Below are 16,011 nucleotides of genomic sequence, written 5' to 3'. Positions count from 1 at the left end.
GAAGACAACTCGAAGGACGACACATGACAGAGCCCATTGTGCTCCCCGAATTCGACAACTTCGGCGACCAGGCCATCAGCGGGCTGGAAGCGCCGGAGGAAGCGACCGCCGCCAGCCAATCCGTCCTCCGAGAGGCCCGGAACTCCGGCCGGCCGCGCATCGACGACCCCGGGGACAATCAACTCACCCTCGAACGCGGAATCTGCCGGGAAGGCACGTGGTACCGCAATGCGGAGGTACGCGAACTCACCGGCGCCGACGAGGAGGCCATCGCCGCCGCCGGCGTCGGCAGCAGCGCCTACCGGGTCTTCGAGACTCTCCTGCTGCGCGCCACGGTCCATGTCGGAGGCGAGCCGATGTCCCCCAAGGTCGCCGCCGAGCTGCTCATCGGCGACCGCGAGGCCCTCGTCGTCGCCATCCGGCGGGCCAGCTTCGGCGAGAACCTCGAATTCGAGAGGCTGCCCTGCCCCCGGTGCGGTGAGCTGGTCGACCTCACAGTGCCGCTCGCGGCCCTGCCGAGCGTCACACTTGACGAACCCGAACGCGTCAACTTCGAGGTCGCACTGCGTCACGGGGCCATGGCCACCGTGCGCCTACCCACCGGCGAGGACCAGGAGGCCGTCTTCGCCATCAAGAACAACAAGGCGAAGCAGGACAGCGAGATCCTCGGCCGTTGCGTCCTGAGCGTCACCCAGCCCGACGGCACCGAGGTCCGCAAGCCACCCGCCCAGACACTGAGAATGGCGGACCGCCAGACCATCCTGGGGTTCCTCGGGGAGACTCAACCGGGCCCCCGGCTCGCCGACTTCTCCTTCACGCACGAAACGTGCGGAGAGGAGGTAGCACTGCCGATCAACCTGGCCATGCTCTTTCGCGGACTGTGACTACCAGCGCGCCTTCTCTGAATTCGAGATTCTCACGCAGTTCCACCCCGGGTGGTCCTTGCGCGATATCAGGTCCCTCTCCATCCGTGAGCGCCATCACTGGATTCGCCACGCTGCCTGGGAAGTAGAAAGGAGGCAGTAGATGACCACTCCCCCGCCACCGCCCGGCCCGCCGAACCCTGGGCAGGGCCGACTGTTCGGCTCCAACCAACTCGGCGGACAGATGGACGCCTTGACCAGGGCCTTCACGGCGTTCACCAATAGGTTCGCCAGCACCTCCGGCATGTCGAGCATGGGCCTGTCCGCCTCCAACTTCGGCCAGGGGCAGCGGCTGGGAGAGCAGTCGGCCCGTCTCCAGCAGCGGTACCAGCAGACCTACGACGCGCACAACGCCGCCCGGCTGCGCATGCAGGAGGAACTGGAGCGCCAGCAGCTCCAGTGGGACCGCCAGCAGCGCGTAGGCACTCGCACTATGAACAACGGCAGGCTGCCGCAGTGGCGCCGGCAGGAGGCCAGCGACCTTCTCGACGAGCAAGGCATCCTGTTCGCCAACGCGCAGGCCCGCACGCGCCGTGACTGGGGTGTGCAGGGCAATCAGCACACCGCCGCGATGTCCCAGATGAACTCCGACATGGACCGGCTTCGGCGTCAGCAGACGACGCAGACGACGATGAACCGCCTGGCGCTCGGCGGGCAGGCGGTCGGGGCCGTGGTCGGTGCAGCCCGTTCGCACTATGCAGGCAACGAAGAAGAAAGCCTGGGGCAGTTCGAGCGTCGGTTCTCTTTGATGCGCCCGTCCTGGGAGGGCACGGCCGGCAGTCGGGCCCGCTCCTACGGACGCGAGATGCAGAGGTACGGCTCCATCATGTGGGGCACCTCGAATGAGGACATTTTCGGTGGTGCCGGTTCGATCCTCCAGCAGTCACCGCTCAACCAGTACGGCGCCCAGATGCGGCGGGCCAGCTCCGCCGCGTTCGTCACTCCTGGACTCGGAATCCAGGGTGCGGCACAAATGCAGCAAGAGCTAGGTACCGCCCAAGCATTTTACGCCTCCCAAATGTTCGGGCTCTCGCCCACCCGATTCGCAGGCGGAGAACAGAACTCGTCTGCCGCAATGGCTCTTTCGCTCGCGCAGCGTGTGAACAACGAGGGATTCGGTCGGCTTACCGGGTCTCAGCTCCAGGCGCAGCTTGCGCAAGGCGGGTCGCTGTCCATGTCGATGGCCAATTACGGGCGCACTGCGGGCCTTTCCGGGCAGTCGATGGAGGCCATGCGGAACCAGACGGAACTCTTGCGGGATCTGATGAACCCCAGCAAGGAGGGGCTGGAGAAGCTCTCTTCGGAGCAGGCGCTTCAGACAATCGAGGCTGCCGGCCGACGGGACGGCGCAGGAGACAAGGCGCGCGACAAGATCAAAAAGTACGCGCCGAGCGTCGGGGATTCCTACCAGGATTCCCAACGCTATCTCCAGGGTCTGGACCGTGAGGGCCATCTTCCGGCAAGCGCCTCCTACTTGGATGCGGCGAAGGCGTCGGCTAACTCGTTGGCCGACATTCACTCGCTCCTCCAGAAGACACTGGAGCCCATGGCCGACGCGATCGGTACCGTTGCCGGTAGCGCCAAGGGTGGTGGCTTCTGGGGCTCTCTTAAGGCCGGCCTCGAAGGCGGGTGGAACTCCGGCCCCAACATCCTTTTCGGAGACGCAGGGGAAGGCACCGACCAGTCGTCCTGGGCGAAGGGCGTCTGGAAGGGCATCAGCGGCTTCCTCGGCGGGGACTCCGGTACACCGGAGTCCAAGCAAGGCAAGTCGAAGAAAAAGAAGGCGGATGCAGCCGGCGTCACAGGGGGCGGTATCCAGGGCGCCATCAACTTTGCGCGCAAACAGCTCGGTGACCGGTACATCTTGGGCGCCGAGGGCCCGGACGCGTGGGACTGCTCCAGCCTCATGCGAGCTGCCTTCGATAAGGCCGGAGTGTCGCTGCCGCGCGTCACTTACGACCAGATCAAGAAGGGTGTGGAAGTACCTATCGACGAGGTCAAGACGGGCGACCTTGTTTTCTACAAAGACCTTTCACACGTCGGTCTGTACACAGGAAACGGGCGGGTTCTCGAAGCTGCGAATCCCGGCAAGGGCGTCATCGAGGGCCCGATGTACTCCAAGTTCACCCGGGCCCGCCGGGTGCTTTCGGGCAGTGTGGCTGCCACGGAAAGCCTGTCTGGAAAGAGCGAAGACCCCACCGCGAGTCAGAGCGGAAGTGGCGGCGGATTCACGGTTGCTGGGGCGTACGGCTCAACCGAGGAAGTCGACGCGCTCGCCGCTGCACTCGCAGGAGGAGGTGGTGGTGGAGGCAGTGCCCAGAGTGTGAGCCGCACCCCGAGCGCCACTCAGAACGAAGAATCCGACACCGAGGACAGTGACGCCGGGGCGGAAGCACCCCGAAACGTGAAGTCGAACGTCGCGCTGGGAAAGAAGATGGCCGCGTCGTACGGATGGCATGGCAGCCAGTGGACGGCGCTGTACAAATTGTGGATGGGCGAGTCCGGTTGGCGGCATTGGGCGGACAATCCGACCAGCGATGCGTACGGCATTCCTCAGGCCATGAGCAACCTCCATACCGAGACTGCGACTTCGGCGTGGCGCAACTCTCCGGAGAAGCAAATCGCTTGGGGGCTCAAGTACATCAAGGGGCGCTACGGCACCCCCTCCAAGGCGTGGAGCTTCTGGAACTCGAAGAACCCGCACTGGTACAAGGATGGTGCTTGGGAGGTGCCGGGCCAGCAGGGGCAAGGAGTTGACGCCCGACTGCATGGCGGGGAGATGGTCCTGGAGGCGAACGCGGCGCACACCGTGCGCCAGGCCCTGCTCAACCAGGGTCTGAATGCCTCATCTGACCAGGGGTCGAATGCCACCACCAGCGGGTCGGTCTCCCTCCAGTTCAGTCCCGGCTCCGTGGTCGTCCAGATGCCCGCCGCATCCGCCGAGGGCGCCCGGACGGCAGCCCAAGCCTTCGTCACGCATATTGCCGCTGACGACCGGATCAGGTCGCTGATGGGGGGCTGGTGATGACGGAGAAGAAGAAGTCCGACGGGGCTGTCAACATGCCCGGTAAGGGCATCTGGGAGAACAACTTCGACCCCCGCATCCGCGCGATTCCGTCGTATTTGCCAGGCGAATCATCCGGATCGTCCTACGGGCTGAAGCACGGATACATGGTGACGGCGTACCCCAAGGGCAAGTCCGGCCAAATTTACATGTTGAATTTTCTGTACAACCCGTCCACCGTGACACTCAGTCATTCCATCGATGCGGCGAACCAAGTCATGCCCGCCTACACCAGAAGTGATCAGGACTCAGGCACTCCCCTCGTCGCTGCCGGCGGCACACTGTCCTTCAATCTCCTTTTTGACCGCAGCTACGAGATGAGCGACAAGACGAAATTCAGCACCATCGAGGGCACGTACGGCGTCATGGCAGACATTCACGTGCTGTACAACCTGATCGGAATCAACTCCCCCCAGGTGGTATGGAATCAAGGAGACGGCGACTCGGCCGACGCCTCGGTTGATGCGAACAACGTGATCGGGATCATGCAGATGAATCCCGTGTGGGTGCGGTTCGGGCAAGCGCGGCATTCATTTCGCAACAAGCTGCCCGGCCTCAGCCGGATGGAGTATTTCGGCTATGTCGCCAACGTCGAGATTACTTACACCCATTTCTCCCAGCGTATGACTCCAGTGCGCTGCGCGGTCGGAATCACCATGCAGCTCATGTCGACGGCCGGCTGGGTCTAAGGAGCTATCGTGCCTATCTCTCTCACCTCGCGGTACCAGCGCAACGCCACTGCGCTGGTCAAGGACCGCCACGGCCGTCTCCAACTCGCGATCATGCATCGCCCCCCGGAGAACCGGTCACTGCGCGTCTCCGACTTCCGCTGGCGCGGTGATGAGCGGGTCGACGACGTGTCCACCCGGTACTACGGCAGCGAGTCGAGCTGGTGGATGGTCGCCGAGGCCAACCCGCGAGTCCTGGACTGGACACAGGTTCCGGCCGGCATGCAGATCATGGTGCCCCGTGGCCTGGCGTAAGGCGTTCAGGCCGCACCTGTACGCGAAGCGCCCGGTGCTGGAGAAGGGGGCGTGGCTGTCGGGTTGCGAGGTTTTCCAGGCAGAAGGGGCACACCAGGTCGTTGAGCTGACCGTGATGCACACGTACAACCCGGCGCTCCCCGTACAGCGGTGGCGTACGCCGGCCGGGGCGGTGTGGCAGGAGAACAGCCCGGCGCACCTGCGCTGGGGTTGGTACGCGGACGATTCCGTCGACTGGTACGGCTACGTCGCTAGCTCCCGGGTCCTGGCAAACGAAACCGATCCCCGCTACGGGCACGCGGTGCAGGTGCCCGTGGTCTACACCCTCATCGGCGCCTCGATGCTTATGCAGACGCATCGCGCCCGTACGTGGCGGGGCACCACTGCGTCCGCAACAGCGCGCCAGATCGCCCAGGAATACGCCCTCCAGCCGCGAGTTCAGCCGACCGCCATGGTGAGTGAGCAGAGCACCCAGGCGGGCAGTGACTGGCAGTACCTGTGCGACCTGGCCGACCGCAGCGGGTACCGGCTCTACTGCGACAACACCAGCATGTGGTTCGTAGACCGGCGCACCGTCATGCCGGCCCCGGACGGAAGCATTCCGACTTTCTGGCAGCAGAAATCCCCCGGAGTGATCGACTCGCTGCGCGAGTTCAGTGCTGTTGTCGGCGACACCGACCCGGCCGGGGGCTTGAGAGCCCGGTACGAGGCGGTGGGGTTCAACCGCAGCTCCAACGTCCTGACCCAGGCCACCTATACCCAGGAGCGCTCGACAGTTCAGGGAGCACCTGTTCCTGCGCTGCTGAGCAGCCAGTACAGGGCCCTGCCTGCTGACAGCTACGCGCAGGCCGGACGTCTTCTGGACGCCGAGGCCGATGTGCTGTGGGTGGAAGCCCGCGCCGTCGTGAACGGCGACCCGAGGCTGAAACCAGGCGCACTCGTCGAGCTGCGCGGGGCAGGTATCGGAGATGCGAATGAAGGGCTTTGGATGGTGCGCAGCGCTATCCACAAGCTGGGGATAAACCACCTCTATCCGCAGAAGAGTACCTACACCACGACCCTGGTAGTGGGCCGGAACGGTGCCCGCAGCCTCAATCTCGGAGTGCAGGGGCGGCCGGTGAAAGCTGCTCCCACGGTGTTGGTCTCCGGCAGGTGGCGGGCCGCGTACACCGGGGGGACGTCATGAACCCCCTGTACGGCACCTACAGCGCCATCGTGGTCTCTACCCAGGACCCGCAGCAGCGCGGGCGTGCACGGCTCCGTATTCCCCAGCTCATGGGCATGGCCGTCAGCGGCTGGGCCGACCCCGTGGCGCTGGGGGCGACGCTCCCCGGGGATCAGGTCTACGCCGCATTCGACGGCGGTGACCGTAACCGCCCTGTGTACTGGCCTAAGGTGCGCGACGGTGTGCAGTCCTGGGTGCCTCTGGCACTCGACTCCGGCTGGTCGGCCGGTACGAAGGGAGTTCCGGCGGTTCGGCTCGGTGGGGACGGAATGCTGGAGCTGGACGGCTCTGTCTCCAACTCGGCCGTCAGTGTGGGTAGCGCGGTGAAGTTCAGCAGCCTTCCTCCGGGGCTGCTTCCTCTGCACCGAGTGATGCAGCCGGTGGCGACGGATTACAGGGGCGCGTTCAACTCGCGGGTTTCCTACGCCGAGTACCGGGTGACGACCACCACTACTTCGGCTACTTACGTGACCGATCCTAATGGACCCGTTGTTACGTTCATCGCGCCGGGAAGTGGAGCGGTGGTCATTACCTTCGGAGCGCTGGCGCAGAACACGACCGCCGCCGGTCGAGCCCTGATGGGCATCCAGATCAAAGACGGCTCGACCGTGGTCACCGGCCCTGACGACAATCGGAGTTCCGAGAACCAGAGCCAGAACAATTCGTCGGCCTCTAATTCGCTCACCTACACATCACTGACCCCGGGCCGGACGTACACCGCGACGGGAATGTACCGGAGCGAGGGGGCCAGCAATACCGCGTCCTTCGACAACAAATGGATCTGCGTGACCCCAACCGTTATCGACACCTCGCCCATGGCCCGGGTTTCCGTCGAGGTGAACGGGGATCTGAAGATCCTTTTTCCCCTGGGGCATTACACCCCGTACGAAGCATCACTCACCGGAGTGCGAGCCCGAGTCGTGTAAGGAGAGGCAGTGGCCTACCCGAACTATCGCTACCTGGCCGTGGACAACACACTCGGCATCACCTACGACATCAAGAATAGGTACGGGTCCGGCGACTACCTCGTCCACGCCGCCGTCCACGGGGGCGCCATCGAGCCGCCCACATCCCAGCTCGCGGCGTACTGTGCCGGCAGCACGGGGGCGTACTACGTCTTCGAGGCGCTCAGCGACCTCACCGCCGCGAACTTGTCCCTGCCACCGGAGACGTTCGACGAGCCGTTCGCCGTCGTCAACATCGGCAACAGCTCCCGCACCGTGTCCTGGCGCGGTGTCGAGGACCAGCGGGAGGCCGAGGAGGTGGCGTACATCAGCGGGCTGGACGAAGTCCTGGTCTCGCTCATCACTCAGGAACTGGACGCTGCCGGCTTCGTCACCGACACTCCTCCGCTGCGCTTCGGCGGCAACGACGCATCGAACATAGCGAACAAGAACCGCAACCGCGCTGGAGTCCAGCTCGACCTCACCCGGTCGCTGCGTAAGAGCTTCTATGCCGACGGCGACCTGACCTCGGCGGCTGTGACGAATCCTGCCGCCCGGATGCCCGCATTCTTCGCCTTCGGCGACGCAGTAGCACGGGCCTGCGCACTCGTGCCCCTGGAGGTCGAGGCCGTCGACTCGCAGCCCGTCATCCGGGCCGCCGGGGTCGTCGATACCAGCGTGTCGACAGCGATGCGTACGCCGTTCAGCATTGACCACACCGGAGCAGTGGCCGCGACCACCGATCCGCGCGAGCAGCTCCTGGACCGCGTTCACGCTCTGGTGGGCACACTGCCCGGGGAGCGCGTCATGCGCAGCACGTACGGGGTGCCCACTAGTGCAGCGCTTTTCGACGTGAGCGCGGACGCGGCGAATGATCAGCTTCAGCGTGCCGTTCTCGACGCGGTGCAGGCGTGGGAGCCGTCCGCCACGGTGTCGGCCATCGTCGCCACGGTGAACCGGGAGCTGGGGATGGTCGACATCAACGTGCAGGTCAGCCGGTCGGACGTGCCTGGGGCTGAACAGGACGTCACCCGCACCGTGGGTGTTCTCGTCGGAGGCACCGTGGTGTCCACTCCTGAGTAGTAATTAACGGCGGCCCGCCCCGAACCGTAGAATCCCATTATCAGGCCGGCTCACATTTCTTACTCGATCCCGCTGGCGGGAACCGAGAGGAAGTGTGCGCAGTGGCAGGTACCGCATCGGCGGCACAGATCGACTACACGTCGCGCGATTTCACCGGCTACCGCGACGCCCTTCTGGCCTACGCCGGGGAGGTTCTCCCTGAATGGACTTCACGGAGCCCTGCGGATTTCGGCGTGGTCATGGTCGAGCTTTTCTCGTACCTCGGCGACATCATCAGCTTCTACCAGGACCGAATTCAGGATGAGGCGTACCTCACGACCGCCACCCAGCGGTCCAGCGTCATCGCCATCGCCCAGCAGCTCGGATACCAGCCCCACACCGCGATCCCAGCCACAGGCCAGGTGGCGTTCTCTCCCGCCCCTGGCCTGACCTCCCCCGTCGTACTGTCCGCTGGGACACAGGTCATCACCACGTACATCGCTGCACTGGACCGTGCCATCACGTACGAGACGACCGCCGACGTCGTCGTCCCGGCTTACACGACGCCGGTTCCGCAGGTGGTCGGCCTGGTCGCGGAGGGCGCTACCCAGGGCAATCGGACGCTGGCCCTGTACGCCTCCACGGCGGGCCAGCCAGCGTCCACCATCCGCGTCGAGGATGTAGGCACCTCCGACGGAACCCAGGCGCAGGAGTTCACTCTGGCCCAGGCTCCTGTCCTTCTGGACAGTGTCCGGGTCTTCGTGGACGACGGCCTTGGCGGCACCGAGTGGACGCGGGTTCCGGATTTCCTCCTCACCCGCCCCTCCGACCTGATTGTCACGGCGCACACCGACGACCAGGGGATCACACGTCTGGTCTTCGGCGATGGCACCAACGGAGCGATCCCGGCCACGGGCCTCAAGATCGCGGTTGCCTACCGAACGGGGGGCGGTTCCTACGGGAACATCCCGCAGGGCAGCATCATCGATCTGGCGGAGGGCCTCCCCGGCATCGTCGTCGCGGGTTCCTCCCCCATGGCCGGCGGGGCGGACGAGGAGTCCATCGACCAGATTCGCGTCAACGCCCCCAGGGTCTTCCGCACTCAGGGCCGCGCGGTCAGCGCCCAGGACTACGCCGATCTCGCGCTCTCCGTCGCGGGCGTCGCCGGCGCGAGCGCCGTGGTGCGCTCCGCCTCGGCAGTGACCATCTTCATCGTGGGACCAAACGCCATCCTGCCGTCCGAGGGGCAGCGGGATGCGGTCGCACAGTACGTCCAGGAACGGGCTTTGACGGGCGTCATCGTCAACGTGGTCAACGGGACGCTGGTTCCTACGCACATCGGTTCCAGCAGCCTGCCAGTGCTGGTCTCCGTCCAGCCCCGCTACCGCCGGGACACAGTCAAGCTGGCGGTGCAGCAGGCCATTCAGCGCGTTTTCACCCCGCCGCAGACCACGTTCGGATCTCGCATTTCCATTTCCCAGGTCTACCGCGCCATCCAGGAAGTCCCGGGCGTGGAATGGGCTGTGGTCCAGATGATGGCGCGCTCCGATCTTCCGCAGAGCGGTACCGCAGACGTTATCTGCCGCGACAACGAGATTCCCATCGTCGGCAACATCGCCGTCACCGCCAGTGGCGGAGTGTAGGAGACCAGAATGCCTGCCGTGTATCCCGTGTCGGTCCGCAGCTTCACGCCGAGAACAGACAATGTCGACGTCATCTGGGCGGCCCACGTCAACGACCTCCAGCACGAGGTGAGTGCTGTCGAGCGGACCGTCGGTGCCAGCCCGCATGTGTGGTCCGGGTGGTCGCCTTCCGGTATGAATCCTCTTGTCTGGCCGCCTCGCCCAGGGGCGATGACCATCAAAACGCCTGCGCCGGTGTCGAATTTCGGAGCCGCGAAGACATACACGTCGGTGGCCGACCGACTCAAGGCGATACAGCAGCAGGAGGCGTGGCTAACGCTCATGGTCCAGCTTCTCGTCGGCCAGTCCGGGACGAACCAGCCCGCGCCTACGCCTGCGAAGCCCTTGAAGCCGGCCGCTGCGGTGATCCGGGCACCCGGCATGAAGGTTCCTGCTGGCGAAGGGAAATGGGTCCCCTTCAAGTGGGGTGCGGCGGACTACGACCCGAACAAGATGTACCAGGGTGGAAGCAACATCGTGGCGCCTGTCACCGGCTTTTGGGACATCAGCGTCAGCGTCTGGGCCGACTCAACGACACGTCGGCCCAATGATTTGCACTTCGTGCATGTGCGGCTGATGCGCGGGACTACGGAAATCGCCGGACAGGATTCGCTTATCGAGACGCAGACCTGGATCAGGCACCGCATCAACGTGTCCTGGCAGGGACGATGGAATGCAGGTGTACCCGTCCAGGTCCAGGTGAGCCAGCACGGGGCGAGCGACAACACAGTGGACGCCAACGCCACCATCTCCATGTCCTTCGTTCGCGACCTCACGTGAGGCTGTAATGGGCGTCTACGAACTCGATATCTACGCCAAAACTCGCTACGGCGCACCCCACTTCGTCTCTTTCGAATCCAACATGCACGCCGAGCAGCGGGGCTACGGCGCGCTGGAGGTTTCTTGGGAAACACCCGCCCAAGCGGGCGCCTCCCAAATCCTTGCCGGCGTCAAAGCGTGGACGCGTCTACGGCTGGTACGCAACCGCTACGGCATCCCTGAAACGGAGCGCGACGGTTGGGTCATTCTGGAGGCCAACGCCTCCAGCGGCGACACAGCCAACCGCTACCTGGACAGCACCGTCGCGGAAGGCCAGGTCTACTACTACGCGGTGTTCGTCTCCACGGCGCCCAACACCTACGACCCGACGGCCACCTACTACCCAGGCGACCTGGTCACTTACGGCACCACCGTGTACGCCGCCACACAGACGGTTACCGGCCTCCAGCCCGACACGAATCCCGATGCCTGGAGCGCCAACGGCATCGTCGATGAGTGGTACCGCTGCGGCGGATGTGTGGGCTTGAGCGTGCGCGACTTCCGGCACTCCGAGCTGCTGTACGACCACATCCCCCGCCCGTACAAGGTCGAGGTCGTCGAAAGCACCGCCTCCGCGATCCCCGTCAACGAGCAACTGAGCCGATTCTGCTCTCTTTTTGGCTACTTCTACGACGTCATGAAGTGCGAGCACGCCCAACTGCTGCGCATGAACGACGTGCTGAAGTGCACCGACCAGCAGATTGTCCTGCTTGCTCAGAGCATGGGCATCGCGCACGAGCTGCCCGCCCTCCCAGAGCTGCGCCGCTCATACGTGAAGGACGCAGCGCTCATCCGACGCGACCGGGGAACCATCGCTTCCACGGCCCGCCTCGTCAAGGCGGTCACCGGCTGGGAAGCCGACGTGCTGACCGGGTACAACGAACTGCACGACATGGACGAGGCAGCTTTCGCCTCGCCCACCTACCCGGTATGGCAGCGCGACACGGTCTACTTCGCGACCGCCGGTAGTCAGCTCTACTCGGACATCGTCAGCTACAACGGCTCCCTCTACTCAGCTATCGGGACTCCACGCCGCGAGTCGGTGTATCTCTCCTTCACTGGCTCGAATCCGACCCGGACCGGTTCTGGAAGCCTTCTGAAAGACCCCGACCGAGTCGCCGATCCGTACCCCGGGTACGTACGCCTTGACCAAGCCGACCTCGGCGACACCATGACGTTTACCTTCAACGCGGCCAGCGGCGGGGCCGGCTGGTACAACGTCCTCATTGTCGCCATCGCCGACCCGGCCGGCGGGATCATCACCGCCAAGGTCAACGGGGTCGACAGCGGTATGGCACCCATCGACCTCTACAGCCCTTCACGGCAGCAGGTGCCCATGGCTCTGGTCGGCGAATTCAACCTGACCGCGACGGGCAACACCCTGACCCTGACCGTCACCGGCAAGAACGCGTTGTCTCACGGCCACGACATCACCATCTCCCACCTGCTGATGCAGGGCGGCGGGATCAACCTGAACGTCCCGCCTACCGGCCACGCCAACTCGGCCGTCTACTGGCAGGCCATCACTCCGAATTCGCTGAAGGACACCTCCACCGAGCTGAATCCTTTGACCGGCGGCTACGGCTCGTGGAACATATCTCTGCCCAACGGCTCGATCAATCCGGACGTCACCACCACGGGCACGCCCGACTGGTGGATCTCCCCGCAGGGCGCTGCCGTCGGCACCGCTAGTCCAGGCACGGGCAATAGTCTCAACTACACCGCTCTGGTGCCGGGTTCCAGGGGTGTGTTCGTAGCCGGCCTTATTCGCGCGAGCGCCTGGGTCAACGACAACACGTACTACCCGGGCCAAGCCGTCACCTGGAATCCCTTGGGGTGGTCGCCGGCACCTGTGTACGTCGCCGTAGCGCAGAGCGTGGGACGCCAACCTGATCTCCATCCGGAGAAGTGGCGCTTCACCTCCTACAGGGCGAACTTTTCGCCCGAGCCCAGCCGGATTCTCAACGACGCGGTACACACCGGAAAAGTCGTCTCGTGGTCGACCACACGTAGCTACCAGAAGGGCGCCCGAGTTTCATGGCGGGGGCACCTCTACGAGGCGGCCCGCCCGTCTCTGGGCGTCTACCCGACCGGGTACAGCACAGACAACCTCTGGTGGCGCTGGTGCGGCCTGAACACTCAGCGCTACACCTATTCGCTGTACCACAACCGGACCGCCACAGCGGCTGGTGCGGACGTGAGGCTGTTCGTCAACTGGTACAACAGCAGCGGCGTTTACGGCGGACTCGGCTTTATCGCGAGCGACGCGCAGCTCCTGCTGGACCGCTTCGAAACGACCCCCGTCTACCCAGCTTCTACAGGCAGTGCACCGGCTGGCTACACCATGCCCGCCGCCGGCCAGCACGGCGTGGCCATTCCCTGGAACTACTCCGGAGGCGCCTGGGCGAACACGCGAGGTGTCACACGGCCGACCGCCTGGAACTCCAGCAACACCCTGGAGCGACAGGCCGGCCGAGTGCTCTGGTTCCAGCGCAACTGGGTCTACACCACGCTGCCGACCGGGCACCAGGGCGAAGTTTGCTACGTGACCTTCATGTCGCCCCCTGACGACTCACAGGCCCTCATGGAGCACGGAATCGCATTCCGGTACAGCTCCTCCGCGTACTGGCTCGTGTCCCGCGACAGGTTGACCTACACCACCGTCACGGTGTCCGGCGGCACAGTCACAGCCGTCAACGTCTCCGTCGTCGCCACCTGGCCCCCTATCTCCTACGGCGAGCGCGTAAAGGTGCGTAACCGGTCCGGGGACATTCTTGTCGAGGCACGCGGCTGGTCAGCGTGGCGAACGCTCGCCAACGTCAGCGACACCCGGAATAACGCGGCGCTCGGATACGGCTTGCTGGAAAGGGTGCGCACATGACCATCCCCATTCCCATCACGCTGGATGGGACAACGCTGGGCACAGGGGTGTTCAACCCAGCACTTCGGCTCATCACGCAGATTTCCATGGACGCAGGCAGCAGCGTTGGCAGCGGGACGATGGTGCTCCTTCAGTCCAGCGTGCCAGGTTCGTTCACGGACTTCGGCGTAGTGCCGTACGGACCGTCCGTCTACAGCGATCCAGCGTTCAGCTACCCGACTTCCGGAGTGATTCGGGTCGGAGGCACGGACCCGGTCAACACATGGAAACGCCTTTCCCTCACCGTCCAAGCACCCAACAGCGTTTACAGTCCAGGCCCCCTCGGTGCGGTCTACGGCGTGTTCGATCACGCGCGCCTCGGCCTCACTTCTTACGCCATGGCACAGAACGAAACGCAGCAGATAGCTTACGTACAGTTCGAGAAGACACCGCAGGGCTTGGACTCCGACACAAACCAATTCGGATCGAACCTATTTGATTTGGAGCAGTCCTCCTACGAGGGCCGCTTGATGTACAGCGCTGTAGGTGGTGGCGGCGAGACCGCCCACATGACGTTCACCCGCACCAACGAGCAGACGTCATGCGGCGAGTTCAGCGGCAAGTTGGTCTATCAGTCTCCGCCAGCCACGAACTCCTACACGGCCGTGAAGCAGTTCGGCACGTACCCCAATCTCCAGGCCAAGCGCCAGACCTATGCTGACGTGAAATACCGGGGGTTTTTGCCGGGCGAGGGGACGGCCGAGAATCCTGGTGGAACGGGAGTCGTTGACGGCGCGCCGATCGCAGCACCTGCCGTTCTCACACTCAGCCCTCTCCAGACCGCGCTCGTGCGGGTCGAGCCCGGCGTCACCTACCAGGCGCAGGTGTCGGTGGCCACCGAGATCGCCGGCCAGCAGGTGACGTGCGCTGTCCTGCGCTACGACAGCAACTTCAACCTCATCGGCACGTTCCAGGCTGGCCCCGCTTCCACGACCTTGGGCAACTACCGCTGGCAGCAGGTCGGCGTCGCGTACACCATGGACGCTAGTGCCGCCTATGCGGCCGTCGTCCCCCGGGTCACTTCCGGCGGTGCCAGCCGGGTGCAGTTCTACACGGACGAGCACCGTATTTGGGTTCCCTCCACCTTGGCGACCAAGGCCAACGGCGCATCCCCGGCCCGCTCGTGGCAGCCGCCCCGCCAGCTCATCGTCAAGCTCCGGGCGACCCGGGTGAACTACGCGAAGAACCCCTCGTTCCAGAACTCCCTCTGGGGCTGGAACCAGGAGAAGGACGCCTCGCTGACCACGGCGCACACCCTGGCCGTCGGCGGCGGCATCGTCGGGAACGCCGCGCAGTACAGCATTACGACCGCGCCGGTCGCAACCTTGGTGAACGGGACCTCCCCTCGTACCGGCGTGGTCTCGGCGACCGCTCAGCCGGCTCTTGTGGACCGCCTCAAGGCGAGCACCGTCTACACCGCGTCCCTCTACGTCAGGCCACTTGCCTCCCCCGTTCCCGTCACCCTGTGGGCGCATGACGGCGTGAACCTGATCCGGGGCACGAGCACCCCCATTTTCGACCCCACCGACAACACCACCTGGACTCGGCTTGCGGTGACGTTCAAGACGTCCAGCACCTTCGGGGGGTCCCTGCGGCTGAGCCTCGGCTACGCGGCCGACGACGTCGCCAGCGTCTATGCCTCGGTCACCCCCGGCTCCAGCGATGCGGTGTGGGAGCACCTCGGCGACGCACCGGAAGGGGTACCCGACTGGAGCCAGACGTCCACCTACTCCCTCGGCGACCAGGTCGTGCATGCCGACGCCCTGTGGCAGGCCCGTGTACCCAACGGCCCGTACGTCAACGTCGGCCCCCTTACCTTCCGCTATGACCACCTCCTGGTCGAGCAGGCCGACCGGCTGGACGACTTCTTCGACGGTAACGAGCCTTCCGCTGACTACCTGTGGGAGGGAGCGGCCGGGGATTCTCGCTCGCACTATTACCGGGGAAAAAGGGTGAGCCAATACCGTCTGGACCAGCTCATCCAGCGGCAGATCGGTGTGGGCGCCTCGTACCGGCTCGTGTACGCCAGCGCTCCGTGACCCGGGATTCGCCATGTACCTACTCGTCCTCGCGCTCGCCACATTCCTCGTCTGGGAGGCGCTCCTGCGTCCCCTCGTCACGTTCCTGGTGTCCGCGCTCCCCGTCCCGGACCTTCTCGCCGGCTACGCCAAGGCCGCTACGGCGGTAGGCACCGCCATGGCACTAGACCATTGGGTGGACGAGCATTTCCTTATCCCTCTCGCGGCGGCTTCCGTCGCCGGGACACTCAGTCTTCTGAGCCGTACGAGTGAGACACCTCAAATTGCCGTAGCGACTCGAAACAGGGCCAGACGAGGGATGCCCATGCCCGGTCCGTAGAGGTCAGGGCACTGTCTCACCCCTGCGGGCT

11 protein-coding genes are annotated in these 16,011 nt (G+C 64.9%); all 11 read left to right on the top strand.

The window, feature by feature from the left end:
* Positions 1-23: 23 nt before the first annotated feature.
* The 11 genes from PSQ21_RS22755 to PSQ21_RS22705 all read left to right on the top strand — a co-directional run bounded on the left by PSQ21_RS22755 (position 24) and on the right by PSQ21_RS22705 (position 15,661).
* Complete coding sequence (locus PSQ21_RS22755) at positions 24-884, top strand: T4 family baseplate hub assembly chaperone (protein ID WP_274032532.1); 861 nt, start codon at positions 24-26, stop codon at positions 882-884.
* A 142-nt stretch (positions 885-1,026) separates the two neighbouring features.
* Complete coding sequence (locus PSQ21_RS22750; protein WP_274032531.1) at positions 1,027-3,948, top strand: NlpC/P60 family protein; 2,922 nt, start codon at positions 1,027-1,029, stop codon at positions 3,946-3,948.
* A complete protein-coding gene (locus tag PSQ21_RS22745; RefSeq protein ID WP_274032529.1) occupies positions 3,948-4,676 on the top strand; it encodes a hypothetical protein in 729 nt (242 codons plus the stop codon). Before PSQ21_RS22750 ends, PSQ21_RS22745 begins: the two co-directional genes overlap by 1 nt.
* Positions 4,677-4,685: 9 nt before the next feature.
* Positions 4,686-4,970, top strand: a complete 285-nt coding sequence (locus tag PSQ21_RS22740) for a hypothetical protein (RefSeq protein WP_274032528.1) — start codon at positions 4,686-4,688, stop codon at positions 4,968-4,970.
* A complete protein-coding gene (locus PSQ21_RS22735; RefSeq protein ID WP_274032527.1) occupies positions 4,957-6,156 on the top strand; it encodes a hypothetical protein in 1,200 nt (399 codons plus the stop codon). The genes PSQ21_RS22740 and PSQ21_RS22735 overlap by 14 nt, the downstream gene beginning before the upstream one ends.
* Entirely contained in the window at positions 6,153-7,121 is a 969-nt protein-coding gene (locus PSQ21_RS22730; protein ID WP_274032525.1) for a hypothetical protein, read from the top strand. Before PSQ21_RS22735 ends, PSQ21_RS22730 begins: the two co-directional genes overlap by 4 nt.
* 9 nt (positions 7,122-7,130) lie before the next feature.
* On the top strand, positions 7,131-8,222 hold the full coding sequence (locus tag PSQ21_RS22725; RefSeq protein WP_274032524.1) for a poly-gamma-glutamate hydrolase family protein: 1,092 nt from the start codon (positions 7,131-7,133) through the stop codon (positions 8,220-8,222).
* Between the two features lie 101 nt (positions 8,223-8,323).
* Positions 8,324-9,844: a baseplate J/gp47 family protein gene (locus PSQ21_RS22720; protein ID WP_274032523.1), complete on the top strand. Its 1,521-nt coding sequence runs from the start codon at positions 8,324-8,326 to the stop codon at positions 9,842-9,844.
* Between the two features lie 9 nt (positions 9,845-9,853).
* Positions 9,854-10,663 (top strand): hypothetical protein, encoded by an 810-nt coding sequence (locus PSQ21_RS22715; RefSeq protein WP_274032521.1) that lies wholly within the window; start codon positions 9,854-9,856, stop codon positions 10,661-10,663.
* A gap of 7 nt (positions 10,664-10,670) precedes the next feature.
* Positions 10,671-13,583, top strand: coding sequence for a hypothetical protein (locus PSQ21_RS22710; protein WP_274032520.1), 2,913 nt, complete (start codon positions 10,671-10,673; stop codon positions 13,581-13,583).
* Positions 13,580-15,661, top strand: coding sequence for a hypothetical protein (locus tag PSQ21_RS22705; RefSeq protein WP_274032518.1), 2,082 nt, complete (start codon positions 13,580-13,582; stop codon positions 15,659-15,661). The genes PSQ21_RS22710 and PSQ21_RS22705 overlap by 4 nt, the downstream gene beginning before the upstream one ends.
* Positions 15,662-16,011: the final 350 nt, after the last annotated feature.

It is taken from the genome of Streptomyces sp. MMBL 11-1, assembly GCF_028622875.1.
Classification (GTDB): domain Bacteria; phylum Actinomycetota; class Actinomycetes; order Streptomycetales; family Streptomycetaceae; genus Streptomyces.
The sequence above is the reverse complement of the archived record's forward strand: the minus strand, read 5'-3'. Positions and strand labels throughout refer to the sequence as shown.